The organism is Caulobacter sp. SRI_008 (assembly GCF_057586355.1).
In genome coordinates, this window is the sequence record NZ_JBYCZS010000014.1 from 18223 (window position 1) to 42539 (window position 24317).

Sequence of the window (24317 nt, forward strand, 5' to 3'; positions counted from 1 at the left end):
CCCCTTCTCCGAGCCTCCCCGCGAAGGCGGGGATCCAAGCCGAGTCTGTGGGCCTGACGCGGGAAGCGCCTCATCCTGAACGTCAGCTTGGATCCCCGCCTTCGCGGGGATCTTACGGCTGAAAAGAGCTACTGCGCCGTCCAGCCGCCGTCGATGGCGAAGGAGGCGCCGTTGGCCGAGGCCCCCAGGTCGCTGACCAGGTACAGAAGCTGGCCCGACAGCTGCTCGAAGGTGACGAACTGCTTGGTCGGCTGGGCGGCCAGGATCACGTCCTTCATCACCGCCTCCTCGCTGATGCCGCGGGCCTTGGCCTGGTCGGTGATCTGGGCCTCGACCAGCGGGGTCTTCACGAAGCCGGGGCAGATGGCGTTGCAGGTGATGCCCTGCTGGGCCACTTCCAGGGCGATGGTCTTGGTCAGGCCCAGGATGCCGTGCTTGGCGGCCACATAGGCCGACTTGTAGGGCGAGGCGACCAGGCCGTGCGCCGAGGCGATGTTGACGATCCGCCCGCGGCCCTGCTCGCGCATGATCGGGATCGCCGCCTTCGACGCGTGGAAGGCCGACGACAGGTTGATGGCGATGATCAGGTCCCACTTGTCGTCGGGGAATTCCTCGACGGGGGCCACGTGCTGGACGCCGGCGTTGTTGACCAGGATGTCCAGCTCGCCGAACTCGGCCTTGGCGGCCTTGACCATGTCGGCGATCTCGACCGGCTTGGTCATGTCGGCGCCGTGGTACAGCACCTCGACGCCGTGCTTCTCGGCCAGTTCCGAGCGGGTGCGCTCGATGGCGGTCATCTCGCCCAGGCCGTTGAGCACGATGTTGACGCCTTGACCGGCCAGGGCGTCGGCCAGGGCGTGACCGATGCCGCTGGTCGAGCCGGTGACGATCGCGACCTGCCCCTGCAACCCGAAATCCACCGCCATGGCGCTCTCCTGCCGGCCGCTCGGGCCGCTTGAATTGTTGCAACGCAACATATAGCCCGCCGTTGCGAAAGAACGAGGGGCTATAAATTCATCGTTAGATGAATTCAGGGCTGCGGGCGAGCGAAAACCCAGTCGGCCTCGGTGGAGAGCTCGGGCCTGAAGCGGTAGCCGTCGCGGTCGAAGGCCTTGAGGTCGGCGGCCTTCTCGATGCGGCCGTCGATGATGTGGCGGGCCATGCGGCCGCGGGCCTTCTTGGCGTAGAAGCCCAGCACCTTCAGGGTTCCGGCCTTCTCTTCCTTGAAGTGGCAGGTGACCACCGGCAGCTTCAGGGCCTTGGCGTCGACGGCGCCGAAATATTCCTGGCTGGCCAGGTTCACCAGGGTCGGGTCCGCGTGGCCGGCGGCGGCCTCGTTGAGCGTCTTGGCGATGGTCTCGCCCCAGAAATCGTAGAGGGTGGCGCCGCGCTTGGTCTTCAGGCGGGTGCCCATCTCCAGGCGGTAGGGTTGCAGGGCGTCCAGCGGCCGCAGCACGCCATAGAGGCCCGACAGGATCCGCAGGTGGTCCTGCGCCCACTCCAGCGAGGCGCGGTCCAGCTCGCGCGCCGCCAGGCCGGCATAGACGTCGCCGTTGAAGGCGATCACGGCCTGCAGCCCCTCTTCGACCTGGGGATCGAAGTGCTGAAAGCGCTCGCGGTTCAGGTCGGCCAGCTTCTCGGAGATGTGCATCAGCCGGCGCAGGTCGGCGGCCGTCAGCTTGCGCGTGACCTTGGCCAGTTCGGCGATCTGCGGTTTCAGGGCCGGCGTCGTCAGCGGCAGCACCTCGCTGGGCGCGGTGAAGTCGAGCGACTTGGCGGGAGAGATGACCATCAGCATGGGGACGCAGATAGAGGCTTTGGCCCCGCTTCGCCAGCGGTGGCGGTGTCGGAGCTGACCCTTAAGGCGTATCGCCTTCTCATGCCGCACCCCTTCTCCGAGTATCCCCGCGAAGGCGGGGATCCAAGCCGAGGCAGTGGTTTTGGCGCTGAGCGCGCTCCATCCTGAACGTCAGCTTGGATCCCCGCCTTCGCGGGGAACTGACGGTTGAAAATCAGCCGGGTGGGGGAAGTCAGCCCCGTTTGGCCTGCCCCCTCAGGCCAGCGTCAGCACCAGCGGTCCGTTCCGCGTCGCCACCAGGGTGTGCTCGTACTGCACGGTGGGCTGGCCGCGCGGCGGGCGCAGGGTCCAGCCGTCGTCCAGTTCCTCGACCCAGTCGGCGCCCAGCGACAGGAACGGCTCGATGGTGAAGACCAGGCCCTCGGGGATGGTCCGCCGGTCGCGCGGCTCGCGCCAGGTGGGGATCTCGCGGGGCTCGTCGTGCAGCGAGCGGCCGACCCCGTGGCTGGCCAGGTTGCGCACCAGGCTGTAGCCGTTCTTGTCGGCGAAGGTCTCGATGGCGCCGCCGATCGCGTTCAGCCGCGCGCCGGGCTGCACGGCCCGGATGCCCGCCCACATCGCCCGCCGGCCGTCGCGGCAAAGGCGTTCGATGCGCTTGGTCGTCGGCGGCACGGAAAAGCTGGCGCCGGTGTCGCCGAAATAGCCGTCCAGCTCGGCCGAGACGTCGATATTGATCAGGTCGCCGGCCTTGATCACCGTGTCGCCGGGAATGCCGTGGGCGCAGTCGGGACCGACCGAGATGCAGGTCGCGCCGGGGAAGTTGTAGGTCAGTTCCGGGGCCGAGCGCGCGCCGTCCTTCTCCAGCAGGGCGCGGCCGATGTCGTCCAGCTCCCGGGTGGTCATGCCCGGCTCCAGTGCCGCCCCCATGGCCGCCAGGGTGCGGGCCACCAGGGCGCCGATGACGCGCAGCTTCTCCAGCTGGTCTTCGTGCTCGATGGTCACGGCAGGGTCTCGACGGCCTTAGCCGCTTTGGGGCCGTCGGGCGTGGGATCGTCACCGTCCACGCCCGCCTCCCGCAGTTCGCGCGCCACCAGTTCCTGGAAGGTCAGGTGCGGGTGCAGCTCGCACAGCATGCCGATCCTGATCCAGAACGCCGCCTGGCCGTTGATCGACCGGTACGACGCCTTGCTGGCCCGCCGTAGCTGCTCGTGCAGCTCGTCCTCGATATTGACGATGCCCATGGGATATCTCAATCATATACGTTTCGTATATGCGATATATGGCCTGGGTGCGGACGAGGCAAGACCCGCTAGACCCCTCTCTCATGGAGAGAGGGAGGGTGAGAGGTGACAAAGCCGGCCGGTGTGGGCGCGAGGCTAAATACATTCGCCTCCCTAGGCCTTGTGCCTAGGGCCCAGGGTTCAGCCGCCGAGATCTCGGGCCGTTCGCGGCCACGCTGGCGGCGCCCAGGACGGAGGCGCCGAGCCTGGCCTGGCCATGGGTCCTCGCCACAGGGGCGAGGAAGGCGAGAAGTTTAGGGGCCGTCTCGAAAGGGGCGGCCCTTTTTCGTGGGTACGACGGCCGGCGGTGAAACCTCTCACCCTCCCACCGCTGCGCGGCGGGCCCCTCCCACTCTCTAAGAGAGAGGGATTTTACTGCTATTCCGCGGCCGCTGACGATGTCGAAGCCTGCTGCCCCTTCGCCGCCGCGATCAGTTGGCGGGCGTGGGTCTGGACCTGGCGCAGGGTGGCGTTGGTCATGACCTGGGTGGTGTCGTTCAGCGCGTCGGTCACCCCGAAATAGGTCGGGTAGGCCGCCAGGTGGTTGGCGACGATCAGGCCGAAGAAGTCCTGCAGGCTGGCGTAATCGACGTCCGGCGGGCTGGCCGCGAAGGTCTTGTGGGCGATCGGGGTGTAGGTCTTGAAGGCGAGCAGGCCGTCGGCCAGCAGGTCGATCGAGCCCAGCAGGGCGTCCATCTCCAGCTTGAACGCCAGGTCGCCGGTGTTGGTGAAGAAGCCCTTCAGGTGCACGTCGTTCCAGGCGGTGGGCACGATGTCGTGGGCGTTGACGATGTCGGTGTTGAAGGGCGTGGGGCCGGTGTCGGCCGGCTGCGGGTAGAAGTGGGTGTAGAGGGCCGCGAAGTCCGGATTGCCGGGCGTCGGGCCGGCGCTGGGCAGGGCCAGGTGGGTGATCCCGGGGAACGGGCCGCCGTTCTGGCCGATCACCGCCGTCGCCAGGGTCGGCGACAGCGCCCCGCCCAGGCTATGGCCGGTGAAGATGATCGTGCCGCCGGTGTTGGCCTTGGCCCAGGCCGTGACGAAGGCCTGGATGCCGCCGCTCTTGGTGTCGGTCATCGCGAGCAAGGCGGTGATGCCGGTGTGGGTGGCGTGCGAGATTTTCGGCGACGGCGCGCCCGTGAAGCCGCCGTTTCCATAGGCCCAGTCGACCTGGCGGACGATCGCGAAGTCCTCGGCCAGCCAGTCGTAGGCGTCGTCTTCGTTGGTGCCGGCCATGGCCACCACCAGGCAGGGCGCCCCGTTCACCGAGGCCTGCGCCGCGTACAGCAGGTTGTCGGCGTAGTAGAGCGCGGTCGGGTCGTCGCCGTCGTGGCTGGCGGCCTCGGGACCCCAGACGACCGACCAGTCGGCGATCTGGCCGGCGTTGTCGGTGACGAAGGCGGCCACCGCCTGGGCCACGATGGCTTCCAGATTGGCCAGGGTGTCGACCTTGTCGCCGGCGGCGTTCGACAGCCAGGACAGGCAGAAGGCCTGCTGCTGCAGGGTCAGGCTCGAAGCGGGCGTGTCCGTCATGATCGCCTCCGTTGCTCGGGGTTCCGGGGTCTGCTCGGCGGCGGCCGTCAGGCTCCGCCGGCGCGCACCATAGCACGGTGTCAACCTCCGGATGTGTTTGGCCGCACAAGCGCGCCGCTCGCGCTGGACAAGGCGCGAGCATGGTCTAGCTTCCTCCACCAGGGGTTTGTGGGGGCGTATCGCGTGAAATCGAAATCGAACTGGCGCGCCGTGCTGGCGGGCGCGGCCTTGGCGTGCGCGGCTCTGCTGGCCGGATGCAAGGCGCTGACGCCGGATCCGTCGCTCGATCCGACGGCGCGTGAGGTCTACACCCAGGTGCGCTCCCGCTCGCCGGCGCTGCAGGCGCGCCTGGCGCCCGGTCTGAAGACGCCGCAGGCGATCGCCCAGCTCGAGCAGGTTCGCGCCTACATTCCGCCCGGCGAGCCGACCGCCGGCGGCATGATCGGCTGGAACGTCTCCACCGTGGTCGGCCAGCAGCAGACGGCCGTGATCAGCCACGAATACGACTATCCGGGCAAGGTCGTCCTGGCCCAGGTCGCGGTGCAGCGGCCGATCGGCGCCAAGACCTGGACCGTCACCGGTTTCCACGTGCAGGTGGCGACCCCGGCCGAACTGGAAGGCGTCCGCTTCACCCTGGCCGGCCGCAAGCCGGGCCAGTACGTCTTCCTGGCGGCGATGGCGGCCAGCCTGGGCCTGATGCTGGCGGCCATGGTCAAGGTGATCCGCTCGCCGCGCCGCAAGTTCAAATGGCTCTGGCTGCCTGTGGCGCTGCTCGGCGTCGGCGCCTTCCAGATGAACTGGTTCAACGGCTTCTTCGGCTGGAAGCTGATGAACGTCAGCCTGATCGGCTTCACCGCGGTGAAGGGCTTCTCGCGCTTCGACACCTGGCAGCTGTCCTTCATCTTCCCGCTGGGCGCCATCCTGATCCTGGCCGGCGTGCTGGGGCGGCCGCGTCCGGACAAGGCCAGGACGGAGCCCGCGCCGGCGGCGGCGCCGGTCGATCCGGCGAGCTGACGATTTCCTCCGCGCCCGCCGCCCGCTAGGAAGGGGCCATGAACCAAACCCTCGCTCTCGCGGCCGCCCTGGCCTGGCCGCTGCCGATGATCGCCGCCCTCTACTTCGTGGCCCGCACCAAGGCGCTGAAGCTGCGGGTGATCTGGGCGGTGCTGGCCTTCGTCGGCGTCGGGGCGTTCTGGATGAAGCCCTCGACCGGCGAGTGGGGCTTCGTTCCGTTCGCGATCAACATCCTGGGCCCCGGCGCGGCCAATGGCCTGCTGAAGGCGACCTTCCCCGCCGGCGCGGTGCTGTCGCTGATCATGGTCTATTTCGCGCGACGCAAGGCGAAGGCGGCGCTTGGCGCCTAGAGCGTCGTGGGTCGGATTAATGAAAGCCGGATTTATCGTCAGCGCTCTTGTGAAAGGCATTTTCAAAAATACTTTTCACAAATTTGAGGAATTGAGCTAGCGTGCAAGGCGCGAAACGGGCTCGAACATGCCGCCGTGCATTCCTGACGAACTGCCGCTGACCGACCTGAACTGGCGCGGCCTGCTCCCGATCGTCGGGAGAGCTAACGCGGCCTTGGCGCGCTACGACGGCATGCTGCAGACTCTGCCCAACCCGGCCGTCCTGCTGTCGCCGATCACCGTCAACGAAGCGGTCTTGTCGTCGCGGATCGAGGGCACGCAGGCGACGCTCGATGAAGTGCTGGAGTTCGACGCTGGCCTGGGCGCCGCCGACGCTCGCCTCGGCGATATCGAGGAAGTCTCCAATTATCGCGTCGCCGTTCAGGTGGCCGAACAAGCCTTGGCCGAACGTCCGCTGTCACTTTCGCTGATCAAGAGCGTTCATCAACGCCTGATGCAGGGCGTGCGCGGCAGGGACAAGGAGCCTGGCGCGTTCCGGGTGGACCAGAACTGGATCGGGCGTCACGGTGATCCCATCGAGCGGGCGCGCTTCGTGCCGCCAAGCCCGCTGGTGCTTCCGCAGGCGTTGGAACGTTGGGCCGCCTATGTCGGCTCGGAGGACGAGGACCCCATTCTGCAGGTGGCCATCGCCCACGCGCAGTTCGAAATTCTTCACCCGTTCAAGGATGGGAACGGTCGTATAGGGCGCATGCTCATTCCGTTGCTGCTCTATCAGCGACGGGCGCTTTCGAGGCCGATGTTCTACCTGTCTGAGTATCTCGAAGCGAACCGGGACCTCTATTACGACCGCCTGCTCGCCATCACGAGCGATGGCGACTGGCACGGTTGGCTCGACTTCTTCGTCGGCGCGGTGGTCTCGCAGGCCGAGGCCAATCTGGAAAAGGTCAGAGCGATCCGGGATCTCTACGAGGAGATGCGACGCCGCTTCGTGGAGGTGACGCACTCCCAGTTTGCGATGAGCGCGGTCGATGCGTTCTTCATGCGGCCGATCATCCCCGGACCGGAGTTCGGCCGCATTGCGGGGTTCAACAACCGGATCACCGCCAACGGCATGTTGCGCCAGCTGGAGGGCGAGGGACTGATCTCCCGGGTCAGGGAAGGCGCTGGACGCATTCCTTCGGTCTACGCCATGCCCCGCCTGATCAACATCACGGAGGGACGGGTCGTTCTTTGATGCACAAGCCGCCTAGAACAGCACCCGCGGGTTCATGATCCGCTGCGGGTCGAGCGCCGCGCGGATCGCGCGAAGGGCGGCGACCTCGATGGGGTCCTTGTAGGCCAGGGCCTCGGCCGTCTTCATCGCGCCCAGGCCGTGTTCGGCGCTGATCGAGCCGGTGAAGCCGGCGGCGATGTCGTGGACGATGCGGGCGCCTTGCTCGCGCAGGGCGTCATGGGCGTCGTCGTCGGCGCCCGGGGCCTTCAGCACGTCGTAGTGCACGTTGCCGTCGCCCACGTGGCCGAAGGCGACGATGCGGGTTCCGGGGAAGGCCTTGTCGATCGCGGCGTTGGCCTGGCCGATGAACAGCGGGATCTTCGAGACGGGCACGCTGACGTCGTGTTTCCACACCGCGCCCTCCGGCTTCTGGCCGGCCGAGTGGCCTTCGCGGATGTGCCAGAAGTCCTTCATCTGGGTCTGCGTCTGGGCCACGGCGGCGTCGGCGATCAGGCCGTTTTCCAGGGCGCCGGCCAGCAGGCGCTCCAGCGCCGCCTCGGCCGCGCCGGGCTCGCCGCTGGCGATCTCGATCAGCACGTACCAGGGGTGCTCCGTGGGCAGAGGATCGCGCAGGCCGGGCACGTTGCGCACGGTCAGAGCGAAGCCCAGGCGGCCCATCAGCTCGAAGGCCTCGACCGCGCCGCCGGTCTCGTCCTTGGCGCGGGCGAGCAGGGTGATGGCGTCCTCCGGCGAGGCCAGGCCGACGATGGCCACGGCCCGCGAGGCCAGGGGCGCGTGCAGCTTCAGGGCCGCGGCGGTGACCACGCCCAGCGTGCCCTCGGCCCCGATCAGCAGCTGCTTGAGATCGTAGCCGGTGTTGTCCTTGCGCAGGCGCTTGAGGCCGTTCCAGATCTCGCCGTTGGGCAGCACCGCCTCGATGCCCAGCACCTGCTCGCGCATCATGCCGTAGCGCAGCACGGCCGTGCCGCCGGCGTTGGTCGAGATCAGGCCGCCGATCGTGCACGAGCCTTCCGAAGCCACGCCCACCGTGAACCGCCGGCCGACGCTCGCCGCCTGCTGGTGGGCCTCGTACAGGGTGACGCCGGCTTCCAGCACCATGACGTCGTCCAGGGCGTCGACGTCGCGCACCGCGCGCAGCTTCTCGGTCGACAGCAGGATCTCGCCCTGAGGAATCTGGCCGGCGACGAGGCCCGTGTTGCCGCCCTGCGGGGTGATCGCCACGCCCTCGGCCGCGCAGATGCCCACGACGGCCGCCACCTCGGCGGTGGTGCGCGGGGTGACCAGCAGCGGGGTCTCGCCCTTCCAGCGCCCGCGCCATTCCACCAGCTTCGGCGCCAGCCGCTCGGGATCCTGGCTCCATCCGCCCTCGCCCAGCACGGACTTCAGGCGGGACACGACATCGGCGGGAACGGGCTTGGTCATGGTCGCGGAGAATAGGGCGGAACGGGGAGGGGGTGAAGGCGAAGGACGCTTCAAGGCCATGCCGTTTTCGTGCACGCTGGGCAAAATCGGAATTTGTCCAACGAGGCGCGATATGCCGAAGCGTTCGACGGAAATGGCTGAAGCGCGCGGCGCCGCGCCGGTCCCGCCGCCAGCGCGCGCCGCTCGCGTTGAGGACGTCACCGCCAGCCGAGCACCGGAAGACAGGTTCGCCGAGGCCTTCGAGGCGGTCGGCGCCACCGTGGATCCGGATCTCAAGCTCGGCTTTTAGGGGGCGTTGAACGTGGGCTCAGGCGTCGCCCAGCGGCGTCCAGCGTGGAGCCCCGAAGCCTACGACCTCGAAGCACTCATCGGGCGTCCACACGAAGAAGATCAGGGGATCCTCCGCCATCAATTCGGGCGTGAGGAAGCTCTGGACCAGCGCGCCGGTCTTCACGCGATGCACCCTCGGCTCGCCGGCCCGATCGCCAAGCAGCAGCGACCTGTCAGCCTTCTCGAAGCGCGCCCAGAAGTCGGTCTCCTTCACGAAGACGAAGCTGCGGACATGGTCGAAGGTCAGGGCGCCGAGCGGCCGGCGGCCGTCGCCCATCCGGATCGTCAGCACGCCGTCCGTGAAATCGAGGGGCGAGAGGTAGAAGGTCGGCGAGGCGTCGGACATCGCGGCCCCTCCCGTCCTACTTCCCGTCGCGGAACGGGTCGGCGGGGTAGACGCCCAGGATCTCGAACTTCTCGGAGAAGAACTGCAGCTCGTCGAAGGCCAGGGCCAGGCTGCGGTCTTCGGGGCGGCCGTCGACCTCGGCGTAGAAGAAGGTGGCCGTGAAGGCGCCGTTCTCCATGTAGCTTTCCAGCTTGGTCATGTTGACGCCGTTGGTGGCGAAGCCGCCCAGGGCCTTGAACAGGGCCGCCGGGAGGTTGCGCACCCGGAAGACGAAGCTGGTCACGCAGCGGTGGGTGAACGACGGGGCCGGCGGGGCCGGGTCGGCGGTCATCACCAGGAAGCGGGTGGTGTTGTGGCGCTCGTCCTCGATGTCGCGGGCCAGGATGTCGAGGTCGTAGATCTCGGCGGCCAGGGCGGGGGCGACGGCGGCGCGGGTCTGGTCGGGCTTGGCGGCCAGGGCCTTGGCCGCGCCGGCGGTGTCGCCCGCGCCTTCCTTGGCCAGGCCAAGGCGCTTGAGGCTGTTGCGGCACTGGGAAAGCGCGATCGGCATCGAGACGGCGGTCGTCACGGTGTCCAGCGTCACGCCCTTGTTGGCCATCAGCTGGAAGCGGATCGGCTTGAAGCGCTCGCCGATGATCTTCAGGCCCGAAGCGGGCAGCAGGTGGTGCACGTCGGCCACGCGGCCGGCGATCGAGTTCTCGATCGGGATCATGCCGAGCTGGGCCGCGCCGGTCTTGATGGCCTCGAACGCCTCCTCGAAGGTGGCGCAGGGCAGCACCTCGTAGTCGGGGAAGTAGGTGCGGCACGCCTCGTGGCTGTTGGCGCCGGGTTCGCCCTGGAAGGCGATCTTCTTGAGGGTGCTCATCTAGCTTTCAGTCTTTTCGGCGTGGTCGCGCGCGGCCTGCAGGTCGGAAGGATTGTCGACGGAGATCGGGGCCTCGCCCGCCACCGCCGCGCGGATCGTCAGGCCCAGCTCCATGGCCCGCAGCTGCTCCAGTTTCTCGCGCTTTTCCAGCGGCGAGGGGAGGGCGGCGTTGAACGCCTCCAGCGCGGCGCGGCGATAGCCGTAGATGCCGATGTGGCGCCAGACGGGCGCGTCGCCATAGAGGGTGGAGCGGGTGAAGTAGAGGGCGCGGCCGCTCTCTCCACTCGCGTCCATGGCCAACACGGCCTTGACCACGTCGGGGTTGGCGCGGTCGTCGGCCGAGGCTTCCGGCGCCACCACGGTGGCGATGTCGGCGTCGGCGTGGGCGGCCAGCTGGCCGGCGCAGGCGGAGAGGACCGCCGGGTCGACGAAGGGCATGTCGCCCTGCAGGTTGATGATCACGTCGTGGACGCCGTCCGGGTCCAGCACGGCCAGGGCCGCCAGGATGCGGTCGGAGCCCGAGGGCAGGGCCGGATCGGTCAGCACGGCGCGGCCGCCGGCGGCTTCCACCGCCGCCACGATCTCCGGATCGCCGGCCGCCACGGCCACCGGGCCGATGCCCGCGGCCTCCGCCTGGCGCAGCACGCGCACGATCATCGGCAGCCCGCCGATGTCGGCCAGCGGCTTGTTGGGGAGGCGGGTCGCCGCCATGCGGGCGGGGATGAGGACGATCGGGTTCATGGCGTACCGGAGTTGGGCGAAACGCGGTTCGCCCGGGTTGCGCACGGGGCGGTAGCGTGTCAGAGACCGGAGCGCAACATCGCGCGTGGGACGACCATGGGGGGACCCGCGCTCATAAATCGGCTCCGCCCACGTAAGGCGGGCCAATAAAGAGGCTGACAAGGCTGAGATGAGCGACCTTACGTTCAACAAGATTTTCGGCGGCGTGCTCCTGACCGGCCTGGTGATCTTCGGTCTGCGCGAAGCGTCCGACATCGTCTTCAAGAAGCACGAGGTCGAGAAGGCCGGCTACGAGATCGCCGTCCAGGAAGACACCGGCGGCGAAGGCGCCCCGGCCGCCGAGGTCCCGCCGGACTGGGGTTCGGTGATCCTGCTGCCGGCCAACATCGAGGCCGGCAAGGCCGTCGCGGCCAAGTGCGCCTCGTGCCACAACTTCGATTCGGGCGGCCCCAACGGCACCGGTCCCAACCTCTACGGCACCCTGGGCAAGCACCCGGGCACGCACCCGGGCTTCGCCTATTCGTCGGCCATGACCGACTTTGGCGGCAAGAACCCGCAGTGGGACTACGACCACGTCGACCAGTTCCTCAAGGGCCCGCAGAAGTACATCTCGGGCACCAAGATGACCTTCGCGGGCCTGAAGAAGCAGGAAGACCGCATCGCCATCATCGCCTACCTGCACAGCCTGGGCTCGACCCTGCCCGTGCCGGCGCCCAAGCCGGCGGCCGCCGCCGCTGCTCCGGCTGCTGCGGCTCCGGCCGCGGAAGGCGCCGCGGCTCCGGCGGCTGGCGCTGCTCCGGCCCCGGCGGCCGCGGCTCCCGCCGCCCCGGCCCAGCACTAAGGCTCCAGACAGCCTGAAACGAAGAGCCCCGCCGGTGCGAACCGGCGGGGTTTTTCATGATCCTTCTCCCCTTGCGGGAGAAGGTGGCGGCCGAAGGCCGACGGATGAGGGGTCTCTCAGAAGTGAGACGCCGCACCCGATCTGACCGCCGTACGCAGCTTTGATTTTTGAGAGACCCCTCACCCGACCCTGCTCCGCAGGGCCACCCTCTCCCGCAAGGGGAGAGGGGACTCAGGTGGCCGACAGCGCCCACAGCCGCTCGGCCGCCTCCGGGTCCAGCGCGTGCGGCAGCACCCCGGCCCAGGGCTTGTCCTTGGTCCAGGCGAGGGCCTGCTTGCAGTCTTCCAGATAGAGCCCGCCGACGCCGTCGAGTTCGGGGCCGACCGCCGCCCAGACGCTGGTGGCCGCGCCCTGCTGCGGGGTCTTGAAGCCGTCGCGGGGCTTGCCGTCCTCGCCGATCCAGCCCAGGGCCACCTGCTCCTCGATCGGCAGGTGGCGCTGCAGCGGGGTCATGATGCCGCCGGGCATGACGGCGTTGGCCCGCACGCCGCGATCCTTGAACCGGGCGTCGAAGCCGACCGCGAACAGGCTGTTGGCGGTCTTGGCCTGGCCGTAGGCCTCCCACTTGTCGTAGGGCCGATGACGGAAGTGCGGGTCCTCGAAATCCACGCCCGAACGGCGATGGCCGATCGACGACAGCGACACCAGGCGCGAGGGAACGCCCGACCCTTCCGCGCCCTCGACCAGCCGTTCCGCCAGCAGCGCCGACAGCGCGAAGTGGCCGAAGTGGTTGGTGCCGATCTGCATCTCCAGCCCGTCTTCGGTGTAGGCGAGCGGGCAGGCCATGACGCCGGCGTTGTTGATCAGCAGGTGCAGCGGCGCCTCGCCCCAGGTCTGCGCGAAGGCCCGCACCGAGGCCAGGCTGGAGAGGTCGAGCATGGCGAACCGCGCCTTGCCGGGTCCGGCGGTGCGCTCGATCTCGGCGACGGCCTGCGCGCCGAGGTCGGGCTTGCGGGCGGCGATCACCACCTCCGCGCCCGCTTCGGCCAAGGCGCGGGCGGTCTCGATGCCGATGCCGGTGGTCGCGCCGGTGACGATGGCGGTGCGGCCCGTGAGGTCATGACCGGCGACCACCTCGCCGGCGGTGCTGCGGGCCCCGAAGGGCGAGACGATGCGGTCGGCCATGGCGAGGATCCTTGTCGGTCATGAGGAACCTCCCCCTGTGGGGGAGGCGATCGCGCAGCGATCGGTGGGGGGAGTTTCCGCGAAGCCGGCCTATGCAGCGGAAGCTGAAAACGGCCCCCTCCGTCGCCTTTGGCGACACCTCCCCCAGAGGCGGAGGATCTTTGTATCCTACCCCACCTTGCTGAAGTCCGGGGCCCGGCGTTCGGCGAAGGCCATGAACGCTTCGCGGGCTTCGGCGGTCTGCAGGCGCTCGGCGAACAGGGCGCCTTCCTTGTCCATCAGGTCGGCGATGGCCTCGGCGTCGCGCATCAGGCGCTTGGTGACGGTCAGGGCGCCCAGGGGACGCTTGGCCAGCTGGTCGGCGGCGGCGCGGGCGCGGGCGCGCAGCTCGTCGGCCGGAACCACGGCGTTGGCCAGGCCCCACGCGGCGGCGGTCGCGCCATCCACGGCCTCGCCCAGGGCGAACATGGCGTAGGCGCGGGCGTGGCCGATGCGGGCCGGCAGCAGCCAGCTGGAGGCGGCCTCGGGCGCCAGGGCCAGGTTGACGAACGGCACGGTCAGGCGGGCGTCGGGCGCGACGAACACCAGGTCGCAGTGCAGCAGCATGGTGGTGCCGACGCCGACGGCCTGGCCGTGGACGGCGGCGACCAGCGGCCGGGTGGCGTTGGCCAGGGCCTTCAGGAACCGCCACACGTGGCGCTCCTCGGTGAAGGCGCCGGTGGCCTGGGCCACGAAGTCGCCCAGGTCGTTGCCGGCGCTGAAGCTGTCGCCGTCGCCCTGGAACACCACGACCCGGATCTCCGGATCGCGCTCGGCGCCCTCCAGGGCGTCGGCCAGGGCGCCGTACATGGCGTTGCTGAGGGCGTTCTTCTTGTCCGGGCGGGCCAGGGTGATGGTCAGGACGCCCGCCTCGCGGTCAATCTTCACGTGCTCGGTCATGGCGTAACGTCTCCTTTGGGGAACTTGGTCTGCAGGCTCGCAAGCCAGCGGGCGACCACGGCGATCTCGTCGTCCGTGAAGCCTTCGGTGAGGTGGGCGTTGAGGTGGACGAGGCCGGCTTTCGCCTCCTCGCGGGCGGCGCGGCCGTGGTCGGTGAGGTGCAGGCGCAGGGCGCGGCCGTCCTTGGGATCGGGCCGGCGCTCGACCAGGCCCGCGCGGGTCATGCGGTCGACGAGGCCGGTCATGGCCGAGGGGGCCAGGTCCAGGGCTTCCGCCGCCTCGCCGATCAGCGCCCCGTCGGCGCCGCCCAGATAGAACAGCACCCCCGACTGCGCCGAGGTCAGGCCGTGCCGGTCGGCCGCCAGCTTGGCCTCGATCCAGCGCTGCACCCGCCGATGGCCGGAGGCGAGCAGGAAGACGAGGCGCTTGTCGGGGGCAGGGGCGGGGGGCGTCGACATGCGCCGACTATATGCTTCGTGTGCGAAATATCAAACGGGTGTTTTGGGGCGACGTAGATCCTCCCCCCCTCTGGGGGAGGTGGCCCAGAGGGCCGGAGGGGGTCAGCACCGCCTTCGGCGGCCCCCTCAGTCGCTTCGCGACAGCTCCCCCAGAGGGGGAGCATCTGGTTTACACCGCCCGATACCACCCCACGCCGGCCTCATCCGCCTCGCGCACCGCCAGCCCGCGGCCGATCAGGCAGTTGAGGTGGGCCATGGCCTCGCCGGTGGCCATGCCCAGCACGTCCGGGCCGATCGGCCGGGCGAAGAGGGCGCCGAAGGTGTCGACCGCCCGCTTGGGTTCGGACAGCTTGCCGACCAGGCGCGAAAGGCCGCGCTCGTGGCCGTTGATCAGCTGGTCGATGCGGGCGTGCAGGCCGCGGAAGGGGGCGTTGTGGGCCGGCAGCACCAGCACCTCGTCGGGGACGATCGCCTTGACCTTGGCCAGCGAGGTCAGCCAGTCGGTCAGCGGATCGGCGTCGGGCTCGGTGGGGAACACCGAGACGTTGGACGAGATCTTCGGCAGCACCTGGTCGCCAGAGATCAGCAGGCCCAGCGATGGCGACCACAGGCAGGCGTGGTCGGGCGAGTGGCCCTGGCCGGTCACCACCGTCCAGTCGTGCGCGCCGATGCGGAAGGTCTCGCCGTCCTCCATGCGCCGATAGCTGTCGGGCAGGGCGTGGATCGCCCGGCCGAAGCCGCCGAAGCGGGTCTTGTAGTTGTCGATGGCGTCGTCGTCCCAGCCGGCGGCGCGGAAGAACCGCACCCCGTCCTCGGGCGCTTCGCGGCCGGTGTCGGCCACCAGCATCCGGCACTGGAAGTATTCCAGCCGCGTCATCCACAGGCGGCAGTCGAAGCGGCGGGTCAGCCAGCCGGCCAGGCCCACATGGTCGGGATGCAGGTGGGTGACGATAACGCGGGTGACGGGACGTCCCTCCAGCGCCCCGGCGAAGGCCGCCTTCCAGGCCCCGCTGGTCTCCTTGGTGGCCATGCCGGTGTCGACGATCGTCCAGCCCTCGCCGTCGGCCAGGGCCCAGACATTGATGAAACCCAGCGAGCCGCCCAGCGGCTGGCGCAGCCACAGCACCCCCGGCGCGACCTCGACCGCCTGGCCCGAACCGGGCTCCGGCTCGACCTCGAACGGATAGGCCAGGCGCGGCCGGCGCGGCGATTCCGCGTCGCTGGCGGCCTCCTCGAACCCGTCGCTCATCGCCGTTTCACTCCCCTGCAGCCCATTTTTTATGGCCAAGCCGCGCCATGATTGCGCCCCTGTCGGACGACATCTTGACCCTAGATGCAAGCGGGCGCTTAAGTCCGCCGCGAGGAATTCACCCCCAGGAGACTACAGACATGAGGCCATTCGCGATCGGCCTGACGGCCGCCCTCGCGGTCGCCGTGCTCGTTCCGGCCGCCGCCTTCGCGGCGCCGAAGGATGCCAAGCCCGCCGCCGCCGCCGTCGACGCCAAGTCGCGTGAAACCGGCATGAAGGAAGCGCCGCCGCTGATGGCGCAGACGACCATCGCCTGCCAAGTGTCCGACGCCCGTCTGATCGGCGCCGACAAGAAGACCAGCACCTCCTACTACGAAGTCGCCTGCCAGGAAGGCATGGGCTACGCCATCGTGGCCAAGAAGGACGCCGCTCCGCAGGCGTTCAACTGCCTCGAGACCGGCCAGGTCGGCGCCGACGGCAAGGAATCGGGCCTCAAGTGCCTGCTGCCGGCCAACGTCGATCCCAAGCAGGGCCTGAAGCCCTACCTCGCCAAGGCCAGCGCCGCCTGCGACCTGCAGAACGCCCGCGCCATCGGCACCGGCAACAACAACTCGTTCTTCGAAGTCGCCTGTAAGGGCGGCGCGGGCTACATCGTCCAGGTCCCGGTCCCGATGAAGCTCGAAGGCACGGTGGCCAACAGCTGCCTGCTGTACGAAGAAACCGGCAACATCTCGTGCAAGCTGACCGACCGCGCCACCCAGCTGCAGGTCGTCGACACCCTGGCCGCCGCCGCCAACAACGGCTGCGCGGTGAAGGACAAGCGCTACATCCTGACCACCAAGACCGACAACTACTTCGAAGTCTCGTGCCAGGACGGCAAGGGCTACGTGCTGCAGCAGACCCTGGCCAGCGGCGCTCTCTCCCGCGCCATCGACTGCGCCAACGCCCCGGGCGGCGCCGAGTGCACCCTGACCGACAGCCGCGCGGCCAAGACCGAGCAGGCCGGCCTCTACACCAGCCTGGCCAAGAAGGCCGGCTTCGACTGCAAGGTCGAATCCTACGGCCTGTTCCCGTCGAACGACCCCAAGAAGGAAGTGGTCGAGCTGAAGTGCTCGAACCGTCCGGACGGCGGCATCGGCATGTTCTCGCCCACCGAGAACCGCGTCTATGACTGCCTGTTCTCGGAGCTGAACGGCTTCCGCTGCAGCTACACCAAGCCGAACGCGGTGTTCCCGCGCCTGTGGTCCGACCTGAAGGCCTACGGCAAGGGCAGCTGCGAGGTTTCCGACGCCCGGGTCATCGGCCGCACCGAGACCGACGGCTTCATCGAAGTCGCCTGCGCCGACGGCCTGCCGGGCTGGGTGATGTCCTACCCGCTGAACGCGCCCGCGCCCAAGCCCAAGGAACTCCTGTCCTGCCTGCAGGCCAAGGGCGTCGGCGGCGGCTGCAAGCTGCCGACCAACATCAAGAAGTAAGAGCTTTTCTGAGCTCTGACGAAGAACCCCGCCGGTGCGAACCGGCGGGGTTTTTTGTGTCCGGGGAAGGCCCCCTCAGTCGCTCCGCGACAGCTCCCCCAGAGGGGGAGCATCTGACGGCGCGAACCCAGATCCTCCCCCTTTGGGGGAGGTGGCCCGGAGGGCCGGAGGGGGTTAGGCCAGAGCCGCCTCGATCAACCTTGGCCCCTTGCCGGCCATCGCCTGTTCGAACGCGGCGTCGAAGGCTTCGGTCGTCTCCACCCGCTGCGCGGACACGCCCAGCCCCTGCGACACCGCCACCCAGTCGATGCGCGGCTCGCCGATGTCGAGCAGCTTGCTGGCCGCCTGGCCCGCCGGGCCGGCGCCGGTGCGGGAAAGCTCGATGCCGAGGATGCGGTAGACGTGGTTGGCGAAGACCACGACCACCACGTCCAGCTGCTCGCGGGCGATCGTCCACAGGCCCTGCACCGTGTACATGCCCGCCCCGTCGCCGGTCAGGGCCAGGACCTTGGCGTCCGGCCGGGCCACGGCCGCGCCGATGGCCAGCGGGATGCCCTGGCCGATGGCGCCGCCGGTCAGCGACAGCCAGTCGTGGGCGCGGGCGGCGCGGGTCTGGGTGAAGATCGGCAGGCCGGCGGTCACCGCGTCGTCGGAGATCACCGTATCGGCCGGCATGTGGCGGGCGATGCTGGCCCCGATGGCCCAGGCGTCCAGCTTGCCGGCCGGCGCGGGCGGCGGGGCGTAGGCCTCGGCCGGACCGGCGGCGGGGGCCTCCAGGGCGTCGGCCAGGGCGTGGAGGGCGGCGGCGGCGTCGTCGCCCCGGCCGCACAGGGTCTCCAGCCCGCAGTGCTCGGGCACGAGCACGCTGGGCCGGTCGGGATAGGCGAAGAAGGCCACCGGGCGCTCGGTGGCGACCAGCACCATCAGGTCGGCGCCGTCGAGTTCCTTGAGGGCCTGCTCGCCGAAATAGGGCAGCTTGTCGGGGCGGAAGCGGCCTTCGCCGCGCGCCTGGCGGGCGGTGAAGGTGTCGGTCAGCACCCGGATGCCCAGGGTCGCCAGCCGTCCGGCGGCGGCGATCCCGTCCGCGCGGCAGGCGCCCGAGCCCAGCAGCAGCACCGGCGCCTTGGCCGCCTTCACCGCGTGGGCGACGGCGGCGATCGTCTCGTCGTTCGGCGCGCCGGGGGCGGGGATCTCGGCGACCCCGCCGTGCACCGTCGCCTCGTTCCAGGCCGCGTCGGCGGGCAGGATCAGGCAGGCGTTGCCCGCCGGCGTCCCGTAGCTGGCTGTGATCGCCTCGGCCGCGAGGGGGCCGACGCTGTCGGCGCTCTCTGCCGACTTCACCCACAGCGAGTTGGGCGCGGCCAGGGCGGCGATGTCGCTGTTCAGCGGGGCGTCGAACCCCCGGTGATAGGTGGCGTGGTCGCCGACCACGTTGACGATCGGGGTGAAGGCCCGGCGGGCGTTGTGCAGATTGGCCGCGCCGTTGGCGTAGCCCGGCCCCAGGTGCAGCAGGGTGCAGGCCGGCCTGCCCGCGATCCGCCCATAGCCGTCGGCCGCCCCGGTCGCCACGCCCTCGAACAGGCACAGGATCGAGCGCATGCGCGGCTCGCGGTCCAGGGCCGAGACGAACTGCATCTCGCTGGTGCCGGGGTTGGCGAAGCAGGCGGTGACGCCGTTGTCGGCCAGGGTGGTGATCAGGGCGTCGGCGCCGTTCATGTGCTTTTTCCTTGCCTAACAACAACGCGCGTCATCCCGGCCGTAGCGAAGCGGAGAGCCGGGACCCAGGGGCAAGCGGCAGTGCGGCGGCCCCTGGGTCCCGGATCGGCTAGGCCGTCCGGGATGACGATCTTTCTAGATCAACCAAACACCATCACGTCTTCATCCGGCGCCGCCGCGAACAGCCGCTCGATCTCCGCTGGCCGCCGCTCGCGGGCCAGGGCCTGGTTGATGTAGCCCTTGTCGGTCAGCTCGCCGCTGGCCGCGTCGGGGGCGCCGGGCAGGATCAGGGCGCGGGCCACGCGGCCGCCGCCCCTGGCTCCGGCGTTGAAGCGCTCCAGCCCGGCCCGCACCGCCGCCCGCACGGCCGCCGCGTCGCCGATGCGCTCGCAGGTCCGGGGCTCCAGGAACAGCATCAGCCCGACGCCGTCGCGGCCCTCGCCGCAGACCACGGCGTCGCTGGCCGCCCCGCCGATGGCCGAGATCGCCGCCACCCGCAGGGCCCCGGCGGCGACGAAGGTCCCGCTGGCCAGCTTGAAGTTCTCCACCAGCCGCCCGTCGAACACGAGGCCCGCCGAGGGATCGTCCGGATCGGCCAGCCGCGCGGCGTCGCCCAGGCGGTAGAAGCCGTCCTCGTCGAAGGCCTCGCGCGTGGCGTCCGGCTGGTCGAGATAGCCGGGCGAGACCTGCGGGCCCTTGACCCGGATCTCCAGCTTCTCGCCGGCCGGCACCAGCTTCACCGACGTGCCGGGCGTGGGCAGGCCGACCATGCCCGAGCGCGCGTTCAGCCAGTGGATGTTGCAGGCCGTCGGCCCGGTCTCGGTGGCGCCGTAGCCGGCCGCGAAGGTGATGCGCTGGCCGGTGGTCTCCAGGGCCACGGCCTGCACCCGGTCGAGGATCGACTGGGCCATGGCCGCGCCGCCGTACTGCAGCACCCGCACCTTGCGGAAGAAGGTCGCGGCCAGCACCGGATCGCGCTCCAGCTCGCCGACCAGCAGGCCCCAGCCGGCCGGCACCATGTTGTGATAGGTCGGCGAGACCTCGCGCAGGTTCCGCAGTGTCTCGGAAAAGCGCCCCGGCACGGGCTGGCCGGTGTCGATGTACAGCGTGCCGCCCCGGTGCAGCACCATGTGCAGAATGGCGTTGGCCCCCAGGCTGTGGCTCCAGGGCGCGGAATTGACCAGCACAGGCGGGTCGGGATCGGCGTAGCAGGCCTCGATCTGGGCGGCGTTCAGCGCGATGTTGGCGTGGGTGCAGATCACCGCCTTGGGCCGCCCGGTCGAGCCCGAGGTCAGCAGCAGCTTGGCCGGCAGCTCGGGCCTGGCGAAGTCGATCGGCTGGAACCTGCGCAGCAGTCCGTCCAGCGCGATGTCGCCAGGGCGGGCGTTGCGGCTGACGATGATCGGCAGGTCCGCCAGGGCCGGATGCGACAGGCCGTGGGCGAAGACCGCCGCGTCGTCGACATAGACCGCCGCCGGATTCAGGCGTTCCAGCGCCTGGCCCAGCCGCGCCAGGTCGGCGCCCGCCTGGCCGTATTGCGGCGACACCGGCGCCACGGCGCGTCCGCCCATCATGGCGGCGTAGGCGATCAGGGCGTGGTCAATGCCGTTGCGGGCAAGGATCAGCAGCGGCCTGTCGGGATCGGGCAGAAGGGCCAGGTCGCCCAGGCCGTCGGACAGGCGAACGATCTTCTCGTACGCCTCGCCATAGGTGATCGTCCGCCAGCCGCCCTGGCCCTCTACGCGCTCGGCCAGCCAGACCCGGTTCGGCGCCTGGGCGGCCCAGCGGGCCAGCGGGGCGGTGGTGGTCCGCACCGCGTCGGAATAGGGCATGGGGTTGCGCAGGATCAGCGCCTCGCCGTGCTTTTCGACCTCCAGCGCCCGTTGCGCATAGCGGGCGTCACGGAACGGAGCGCTGACGAGGGTGTCCATGCCCCCTGTTATGGAGCGCGTCGAACGGCCGTTCAATCCTCGGCGAGCGGCGTTCGATCGACAACTCCTCCCCCGAGTAGCGAAGCGAAACGGGGGAGGGGGACCGCGAAGCGGTGGAGGGGGCGGCGGCGCGCGCGGCGCTCCGTCCCTCGCCCCCTCCGTCACGCTGCGTATCCGCAGCGCGCCACCTCCCCCGCTAAAGCGAGGGAGGAGCTGGGGGTCTTATTTCGCCAGCGTCTCCAGGAACCGCACGGGCTCGCCGCGGCCCTCGGCGATGATCTCGTCGTCGCGCATGACCACGATGCCGCGCACGATGGTGGCCACCGGCCAGGCCTTGGCCTCGAAGCCGTCGAAGGGGGTCCAGCCGGCGCGGTTGGCCATCTGCTCGTGGGTGATGGTCTTGCGGGCCTTCATGTCGACGATGGTGAAGTCGGCGTCGAAGCCTTCGGCCAGGCGGCCCTTGTCGGCCAGGCCGAACACGCGGTTGACGCCATGGCTGGTCAGGTCGACGAAGCGCTCGAGGGAAAGCTTGCCGTCCACCACGTGGGTCAGCATCACCGGCACCAGCGTCTGCACGCCCGGCATGCCCGACGGCGAGGCCGGATAGGGGCGGGCCTTCTCCTCGCGGGTGTGGGGGGCGTGGTCGCTGCCCAGCACGTCGGCGATGCCGGCCTCGATGCCGCGCCAGACGCCGGCCACGTGATAGGCGTCGCGGATCGGCGGGTTCATCTGGGCGAAGCCCTTCAGCCGCTCATAGGCCTCCGGCGCGACCAGGGTCAGGTGCTGGGGCGTGACCTCGACCGAGGCGACGTCCTTGTTCTGGGCCAGGAAGTCGATCTCTTCCTTGGTGGTGACGTGCAGCACGTGGATGCGCTTGCCCAGGTTCTTGGCGATGCGCACCAGGCGGTGGGTCGATTGCAGGGCGGCTTGGGCGTCGCGCACCTCGGGGTGGCTGGTCCAGTCGCCAGGACGGGCCAGGTGGCGGCGGTCGGCCAGGCGGTATTCGTCCTCCGAGTGGAAGGCCGCGCGGCGGTTCACGTGCCGCAGCACGTTCTCGACGCCCTCGTCGTCCTGCACCAGCAGGCTGCCGGTCGAGGCGCCCATGAACACCTTGATGCCGCAGCAGCCCGGCAGGCGTTCCAGCTCGCCCAGGAAATTGGCGTTCTCGTGGGTGCCGCCGACATAGAAGGCGTGGTCGGTGTGCATCCGGTTCTTGGCGCGGGCCAGTTTGTCGGCCAGGGCGTCCGGATCGGTGGTGGTCGGCTCGGTGTTGGGCATCTCGAACACGGCGACCACGCCGCCGAGGGCCGCGCCGCGCGAACCGCTTTCCAGGTCTTCCTTCCACTCCAGGCCCGGCTCGCGGAAGTGCACCTGGCTGTCGATCACGCCCGGCAGCACGGTCAGGCCCGTGGCGTCGAACACCTCGCCCGCCGAGGCCTGGCTGAGGTCGCCGATGGCGACGATCTTGCCGCCGCGCACGCCGACGTCGGTGATCCCGCGCCCGGCATGATTCACCACCTCGCCCCCACGGACGATCAGGTCGAAGGTCTGGGACATGGCGCGCGCTCCTGAGGGGGTTGCCGGGGTCTAGGTCCGCTGCGGGCGGGTGGCAACAGGTTTCCCTATTTCACCTGGACCCTAAACTCCGATCATCCCCGCGAAGGCGGGGACCCAAGCGGGGGCGGCCGCTGCGCGACGCCGTGGGGTTGGCCACCGCCGACCGTGATACAAACCCCCGTTCGGCTTGGGCCCCCGCCTTCGCGGGGGTGAGCGGAAGAGGGGCGTTCAGCCAGAACGCCATCAACAGTTCAACGTCTCGTACAGGTCCAACCAGCCCGGGTTCATCGCCTCGATGAGCCGGATCTTCCAGGCGCGGTTCCATTTCTTGATCTGGCGCTCGCGGATCAGCGCGCCTTCGCGGCTGTCGCCGTTCTCATACCAGACCAGCCGGTGCACGCCGTAGCGGCGGGTGAAGCCCCGGAAGTGCTCTTCCTTGTGCTGCCAGATGCGGCGGGCAAGGTCGTCTGTGTGGCCGCAATAGAGCGTGCCGTAGGGGGCGCTGGCCAGGATGTAGACGGTGAACAGGAGGTCCATGGGCCGGCCTCGGGTTGCTCTCGAAATAGAACATAACGAGAACAATCTTGGCGTGCAATAGGCTAGCTCCGCCCTTCATCCGAGCGTCCCCGCGAAGGCGGGGATCCAAGCTGAGGTTGGTGTTCGCGCATCGGCGGCCGATCTTGGCGCGGCCGCAGACTCCGCTTGGGTCCCCGCCTTCGCGGGGATGCTCGGAGTTAAATGCGGAAGAGCAGAGGGAGAGCGGCCGTTCTAAGCCGGCGGGCTGGCTTCGCCGCTGGCGCGTTTGCGGCGGCGGGGGGAGACCTTGAGTTTGGGTTCGGCTTCGGCCGGCTCTTCGGCGATGGCCGGGGTTTCGGCGGCGGCTTCCAGGGCCGCTTCCGGCGCGGCGGCTTCGACCGGCGTTTCGGCGACCGGTTCTTCCACCGGCGGCGCGACGACGACCGCGCTGGCGCGGGCCTCGTCCAGCAGCGCCACGGCCGCCCGAACCACCTTGGCCACCGGCAGGTCGCTCATGTGGCGGATGGCCTGCGAGAGGTCGGGATCGACGGCCTTGAACTGTTCGAAGTCGCGCGGGCCGCGTACGGCGCGGGTCAGCGGACCCCAGGGGCCATAGCGGCGCTCGTCCGAGGGGCCGAACAGGCCGACGGTGGGCGTGCCGGCCGCGGCGGCGATGTGCATCAGGCCGCTGTCGTTGCCGATGAAGAGGTCGGCGCGCTTGAGGCAGGCATAGGCGGTCAGCAAATCGACCTTGCCGGTCAGGTCGATGCAGCGGCCGCGCGCGGAGGCCATGCGCAGCTCCTCGACCATGCGGCCGTCCTCCGGACCGCCGAGGATCAAGAGGCGCCCGCCCTCCAGCTTGCCGCCGGGACCGAGCAGCTGGGCCGCCGTCTGGGTGAAGCGCTCGATCGGCCAGACCTTGCCGATCCAGTTGGCGGCCGGGCCCATGGCCAGGATCGGGCCGGCCTGCTCATTGCCGCGCGGGGCCAGCATCTGGTCGGCCAGGGCCTGGACTTCCGGGGTGATGTAGAGGTGCGGCGCCGGCGGGGCGTCTTCGATCTTCAGCACGCGGGCGGTCTCGATCACCTTGTGGGCGATCTCGCCGGGGGTCTTCTTCCAGATCGCCCGCTTCTCGCGGCGCAGGAAGAGGGCGGTGGCGCTGCCGCGCAGATCGACCACCAGGCCCCACTTCTTGTGGCGCACCTGGTTCCACAGCTTGAACCAGTGACCCTTGCCCTTGCCCTTCTCCATGACGATCACCCGGTCGAGGCCGGGGACATGGGCGAACAGGGGGGCGGCCAGCGGGCCGGCGACGATGGTGAAGCGGGCGTTGGGGATCTCGTCGGCCAGCATCTTGATCAGGCCGGACGACAGCACGGCGTCGCCGATACGCGTGGCGGTGATGAAGAGAATCGGGAAGGCCCGCTGTGTCATCGGTCCATCTATAGGGTGAACCGCCTGTCAACGCATCCCGTTATCCCGCTTAAGCTTTCTTCGCATGAAAGACTGGCGGATGCGTCGCCCTGGCGCCACATGTTCG

At 69.6% G+C, this 24317-nt stretch carries 24 protein-coding genes and 2 pseudogenes; 8 read left to right on the plus strand and 18 right to left on the minus strand.

Annotated features, from left to right (window positions below; translation table 11 throughout):
* Positions 1 to 128: 128 nt before the first annotated feature.
* From AC2YHT_RS13840 to AC2YHT_RS13860, 5 genes are all read right to left on the minus strand, one after another.
* A complete protein-coding gene (locus tag AC2YHT_RS13840; RefSeq protein ID WP_487290371.1) occupies positions 129 to 926 on the minus strand; it encodes a 3-hydroxybutyrate dehydrogenase in 798 nt (265 codons plus the stop codon).
* Between the two features lie 104 nt (positions 927 to 1030).
* The gene (gene yaaA, locus AC2YHT_RS13845) at positions 1031 to 1798 is read right to left on the minus strand and encodes a peroxide stress protein YaaA (protein WP_110118302.1); all 768 of its coding nucleotides are present in this window, start codon (positions 1796 to 1798) and stop codon (positions 1031 to 1033) included.
* Between the two features lie 255 nt (positions 1799 to 2053).
* Positions 2054 to 2800, minus strand: a complete 747-nt coding sequence (gene map / locus AC2YHT_RS13850; RefSeq protein WP_487290372.1) for a type I methionyl aminopeptidase — start codon at positions 2798 to 2800, stop codon at positions 2054 to 2056.
* Positions 2797 to 3039 carry a ParD-like family protein gene (locus AC2YHT_RS13855; protein ID WP_487290373.1) on the minus strand — a complete coding sequence of 81 codons (243 nt, stop codon included), beginning with the start codon at positions 3037 to 3039 and terminating at the stop codon, positions 2797 to 2799. Before AC2YHT_RS13855 ends, map begins: the two co-directional genes overlap by 4 nt.
* A gap of 417 nt (positions 3040 to 3456) precedes the next feature.
* On the minus strand, positions 3457 to 4608 hold the full coding sequence (locus tag AC2YHT_RS13860; RefSeq protein WP_487290374.1) for a lipase family protein: 1152 nt from the start codon (positions 4606 to 4608) through the stop codon (positions 3457 to 3459).
* Positions 4609 to 4791: 183 nt separating this feature from the next.
* Here AC2YHT_RS13860 and AC2YHT_RS13865 point away from each other — a divergent pair, with 183 nt between their 5' ends.
* The 3 genes from AC2YHT_RS13865 to AC2YHT_RS13875 all read left to right on the plus strand — a co-directional run bounded on the left by AC2YHT_RS13865 (position 4792) and on the right by AC2YHT_RS13875 (position 7206).
* On the plus strand, positions 4792 to 5622 hold the full coding sequence (locus AC2YHT_RS13865) for a hypothetical protein (protein WP_487290375.1): 831 nt from the start codon (positions 4792 to 4794) through the stop codon (positions 5620 to 5622).
* 38 nt (positions 5623 to 5660) lie between these two features.
* Entirely contained in the window at positions 5661 to 5972 is a 312-nt protein-coding gene (locus AC2YHT_RS13870) for a hypothetical protein (protein ID WP_487290376.1), read from the plus strand.
* 127 nt (positions 5973 to 6099) lie between these two features.
* Positions 6100 to 7206 carry a Fic family protein gene (locus tag AC2YHT_RS13875; protein WP_487290377.1) on the plus strand — a complete coding sequence of 369 codons (1107 nt, stop codon included), beginning with the start codon at positions 6100 to 6102 and terminating at the stop codon, positions 7204 to 7206.
* 12 nt (positions 7207 to 7218) lie between these two features.
* On the opposite strand, the gene AC2YHT_RS13880 is transcribed toward AC2YHT_RS13875, so the two are convergent.
* The gene (locus AC2YHT_RS13880; protein ID WP_487290378.1) at positions 7219 to 8628 is read right to left on the minus strand and encodes an FAD-binding oxidoreductase; all 1410 of its coding nucleotides are present in this window, start codon (positions 8626 to 8628) and stop codon (positions 7219 to 7221) included.
* Between the two features lie 112 nt (positions 8629 to 8740).
* Between AC2YHT_RS13880 and AC2YHT_RS13885 the strand changes: the two genes are divergently transcribed.
* Positions 8741 to 8917, plus strand: a complete 177-nt coding sequence (locus tag AC2YHT_RS13885) for a hypothetical protein (RefSeq protein ID WP_487290379.1) — start codon at positions 8741 to 8743, stop codon at positions 8915 to 8917.
* 18 nt (positions 8918 to 8935) lie between these two features.
* Here the strand turns inward: AC2YHT_RS13885 and AC2YHT_RS13890 are convergent, their stop codons facing one another.
* From AC2YHT_RS13890 to AC2YHT_RS13900, 3 genes are read right to left on the minus strand one after another with little or no spacing between them, the layout of a single operon-like run.
* A complete protein-coding gene (locus tag AC2YHT_RS13890) occupies positions 8936 to 9304 on the minus strand; it encodes a hypothetical protein (protein ID WP_487290380.1) in 369 nt (122 codons plus the stop codon).
* Between the two features lie 16 nt (positions 9305 to 9320).
* Positions 9321 to 10169, minus strand: a complete 849-nt coding sequence (locus tag AC2YHT_RS13895) for a prephenate dehydratase (RefSeq protein ID WP_487290381.1) — start codon at positions 10167 to 10169, stop codon at positions 9321 to 9323.
* Positions 10170 to 10910, minus strand: a complete 741-nt coding sequence (locus tag AC2YHT_RS13900) for a 3-deoxy-manno-octulosonate cytidylyltransferase (RefSeq protein ID WP_487290382.1) — start codon at positions 10908 to 10910, stop codon at positions 10170 to 10172. It abuts the gene before it with no gap.
* Between the two features lie 169 nt (positions 10911 to 11079).
* Between AC2YHT_RS13900 and AC2YHT_RS13905 the strand changes: the two genes are divergently transcribed.
* On the plus strand, positions 11080 to 11751 hold the full coding sequence (locus AC2YHT_RS13905) for a c-type cytochrome (protein WP_487290383.1): 672 nt from the start codon (positions 11080 to 11082) through the stop codon (positions 11749 to 11751).
* A 231-nt stretch (positions 11752 to 11982) separates the two neighbouring features.
* Here AC2YHT_RS13905 and AC2YHT_RS13910 read toward each other — a convergent pair whose 3' ends face one another.
* The 4 genes from AC2YHT_RS13910 to AC2YHT_RS13925 all read right to left on the minus strand — a co-directional run bounded on the left by AC2YHT_RS13910 (position 11983) and on the right by AC2YHT_RS13925 (position 15582).
* On the minus strand, positions 11983 to 12936 hold the full coding sequence (locus AC2YHT_RS13910; RefSeq protein ID WP_487290384.1) for an SDR family NAD(P)-dependent oxidoreductase: 954 nt from the start codon (positions 12934 to 12936) through the stop codon (positions 11983 to 11985).
* Positions 12937 to 13104: 168 nt separating this feature from the next.
* Positions 13105 to 13875 carry an enoyl-CoA hydratase gene (locus AC2YHT_RS13915; protein ID WP_487290385.1) on the minus strand — a complete coding sequence of 257 codons (771 nt, stop codon included), beginning with the start codon at positions 13873 to 13875 and terminating at the stop codon, positions 13105 to 13107.
* Positions 13872 to 14333 carry a MarR family winged helix-turn-helix transcriptional regulator gene (locus AC2YHT_RS13920; protein WP_487290386.1) on the minus strand — a complete coding sequence of 154 codons (462 nt, stop codon included), beginning with the start codon at positions 14331 to 14333 and terminating at the stop codon, positions 13872 to 13874. Before AC2YHT_RS13920 ends, AC2YHT_RS13915 begins: the two co-directional genes overlap by 4 nt.
* A 169-nt stretch (positions 14334 to 14502) precedes the next feature.
* On the minus strand, positions 14503 to 15582 hold the full coding sequence (locus AC2YHT_RS13925) for an MBL fold metallo-hydrolase (protein WP_487290387.1): 1080 nt from the start codon (positions 15580 to 15582) through the stop codon (positions 14503 to 14505).
* Between the two features lie 140 nt (positions 15583 to 15722).
* On the opposite strand from AC2YHT_RS13925, the gene AC2YHT_RS13930 reads away from it, so the two are divergent.
* Positions 15723 to 17057: a hypothetical protein gene (locus tag AC2YHT_RS13930; RefSeq protein WP_487290388.1), complete on the plus strand. Its 1335-nt coding sequence runs from the start codon at positions 15723 to 15725 to the stop codon at positions 17055 to 17057.
* Between the two features lie 174 nt (positions 17058 to 17231).
* On the opposite strand, the gene AC2YHT_RS13935 is transcribed toward AC2YHT_RS13930, so the two are convergent.
* The gene (locus AC2YHT_RS13935) at positions 17232 to 18773 is read right to left on the minus strand and encodes an acetolactate synthase large subunit (RefSeq protein ID WP_487290389.1); all 1542 of its coding nucleotides are present in this window, start codon (positions 18771 to 18773) and stop codon (positions 17232 to 17234) included.
* 11 nt (positions 18774 to 18784) lie between these two features.
* On the opposite strand from AC2YHT_RS13935, the pseudogene AC2YHT_RS13940 reads away from it, so the two are divergent.
* A pseudogene (locus AC2YHT_RS13940) lies at positions 18785 to 18884 on the plus strand (hypothetical protein); the annotation flags it as partial.
* Between the two features lie 29 nt (positions 18885 to 18913).
* On the opposite strand, the gene AC2YHT_RS13945 reads toward AC2YHT_RS13940, so the two are convergent.
* On the minus strand, positions 18914 to 20704 hold the full coding sequence (locus AC2YHT_RS13945; RefSeq protein WP_487290390.1) for a feruloyl-CoA synthase: 1791 nt from the start codon (positions 20702 to 20704) through the stop codon (positions 18914 to 18916).
* Between the two features lie 86 nt (positions 20705 to 20790).
* Here AC2YHT_RS13945 and AC2YHT_RS13950 point away from each other — a divergent pair.
* Positions 20791 to 20904, plus strand: a pseudogene (locus AC2YHT_RS13950) (hypothetical protein); the annotation flags it as partial.
* A gap of 22 nt (positions 20905 to 20926) precedes the next feature.
* Here the strand turns inward: AC2YHT_RS13950 and AC2YHT_RS13955 are convergent.
* The 3 genes from AC2YHT_RS13955 to AC2YHT_RS13965 all read right to left on the minus strand — a co-directional run bounded on the left by AC2YHT_RS13955 (position 20927) and on the right by AC2YHT_RS13965 (position 24211).
* Positions 20927 to 22261 (minus strand): dihydroorotase, encoded by a 1335-nt coding sequence (locus tag AC2YHT_RS13955; protein WP_487290391.1) that lies wholly within the window; start codon positions 22259 to 22261, stop codon positions 20927 to 20929.
* 243 nt (positions 22262 to 22504) lie between these two features.
* Positions 22505 to 22798 (minus strand): GIY-YIG nuclease family protein, encoded by a 294-nt coding sequence (locus AC2YHT_RS13960; protein ID WP_487290392.1) that lies wholly within the window; start codon positions 22796 to 22798, stop codon positions 22505 to 22507.
* A 231-nt stretch (positions 22799 to 23029) separates the two neighbouring features.
* A complete protein-coding gene (locus tag AC2YHT_RS13965; RefSeq protein WP_487290393.1) occupies positions 23030 to 24211 on the minus strand; it encodes a glycosyltransferase family 9 protein in 1182 nt (393 codons plus the stop codon).
* Positions 24212 to 24317 lie beyond the last annotated feature (106 nt).

What these genes read in the sequence shown, in the direction of transcription:
- AC2YHT_RS13945 (WP_487290390.1), bottom strand. Translation starts at nt 20,704, where the DNA reads ATGGACACCCTCGTCAGCGCTCCGTTCCGTGACGCCCGCTATGCGCAA.
- AC2YHT_RS13890 (WP_487290380.1), bottom strand. Translation starts at nt 9,304, where the DNA reads ATGTCCGACGCCTCGCCGACCTTCTACCTCTCGCCCCTCGATTTCACG.
- AC2YHT_RS13840 (WP_487290371.1), bottom strand. Translation starts at nt 926, where the DNA reads ATGGCGGTGGATTTCGGGTTGCAGGGGCAGGTCGCGATCGTCACCGGC.
- AC2YHT_RS13935 (WP_487290389.1), bottom strand. Translation starts at nt 18,773, where the DNA reads ATGAACGGCGCCGACGCCCTGATCACCACCCTGGCCGACAACGGCGTC.
- AC2YHT_RS13915 (WP_487290385.1), bottom strand. Translation starts at nt 13,875, where the DNA reads ATGACCGAGCACGTGAAGATTGACCGCGAGGCGGGCGTCCTGACCATC.
- AC2YHT_RS13905 (WP_487290383.1), top strand. Translation starts at nt 11,080, where the DNA reads ATGAGCGACCTTACGTTCAACAAGATTTTCGGCGGCGTGCTCCTGACC.
- AC2YHT_RS13965 (WP_487290393.1), bottom strand. Translation starts at nt 24,211, where the DNA reads ATGACACAGCGGGCCTTCCCGATTCTCTTCATCACCGCCACGCGTATC.
- AC2YHT_RS13910 (WP_487290384.1), bottom strand. Translation starts at nt 12,936, where the DNA reads ATGGCCGACCGCATCGTCTCGCCCTTCGGGGCCCGCAGCACCGCCGGC.
- AC2YHT_RS13860 (WP_487290374.1), bottom strand. Translation starts at nt 4,608, where the DNA reads ATGACGGACACGCCCGCTTCGAGCCTGACCCTGCAGCAGCAGGCCTTC.
- AC2YHT_RS13925 (WP_487290387.1), bottom strand. Translation starts at nt 15,582, where the DNA reads ATGAGCGACGGGTTCGAGGAGGCCGCCAGCGACGCGGAATCGCCGCGC.
- AC2YHT_RS13900 (WP_487290382.1), bottom strand. Translation starts at nt 10,910, where the DNA reads ATGAACCCGATCGTCCTCATCCCCGCCCGCATGGCGGCGACCCGCCTC.
- AC2YHT_RS13955 (WP_487290391.1), bottom strand. Translation starts at nt 22,261, where the DNA reads ATGTCCCAGACCTTCGACCTGATCGTCCGTGGGGGCGAGGTGGTGAAT.
- AC2YHT_RS13930 (WP_487290388.1), top strand. Translation starts at nt 15,723, where the DNA reads ATGAGGCCATTCGCGATCGGCCTGACGGCCGCCCTCGCGGTCGCCGTG.
- AC2YHT_RS13960 (WP_487290392.1), bottom strand. Translation starts at nt 22,798, where the DNA reads ATGGACCTCCTGTTCACCGTCTACATCCTGGCCAGCGCCCCCTACGGC.
- AC2YHT_RS13895 (WP_487290381.1), bottom strand. Translation starts at nt 10,169, where the DNA reads ATGAGCACCCTCAAGAAGATCGCCTTCCAGGGCGAACCCGGCGCCAAC.
- AC2YHT_RS13885 (WP_487290379.1), top strand. Translation starts at nt 8,741, where the DNA reads ATGCCGAAGCGTTCGACGGAAATGGCTGAAGCGCGCGGCGCCGCGCCG.
- AC2YHT_RS13920 (WP_487290386.1), bottom strand. Translation starts at nt 14,333, where the DNA reads ATGTCGACGCCCCCCGCCCCTGCCCCCGACAAGCGCCTCGTCTTCCTG.
- yaaA (WP_110118302.1), bottom strand. Translation starts at nt 1,798, where the DNA reads ATGCTGATGGTCATCTCTCCCGCCAAGTCGCTCGACTTCACCGCGCCC.
- AC2YHT_RS13855 (WP_487290373.1), bottom strand. Translation starts at nt 3,039, where the DNA reads ATGGGCATCGTCAATATCGAGGACGAGCTGCACGAGCAGCTACGGCGG.
- AC2YHT_RS13880 (WP_487290378.1), bottom strand. Translation starts at nt 8,628, where the DNA reads ATGACCAAGCCCGTTCCCGCCGATGTCGTGTCCCGCCTGAAGTCCGTG.
- AC2YHT_RS13870 (WP_487290376.1), top strand. Translation starts at nt 5,661, where the DNA reads ATGAACCAAACCCTCGCTCTCGCGGCCGCCCTGGCCTGGCCGCTGCCG.
- AC2YHT_RS13875 (WP_487290377.1), top strand. Translation starts at nt 6,100, where the DNA reads ATGCCGCCGTGCATTCCTGACGAACTGCCGCTGACCGACCTGAACTGG.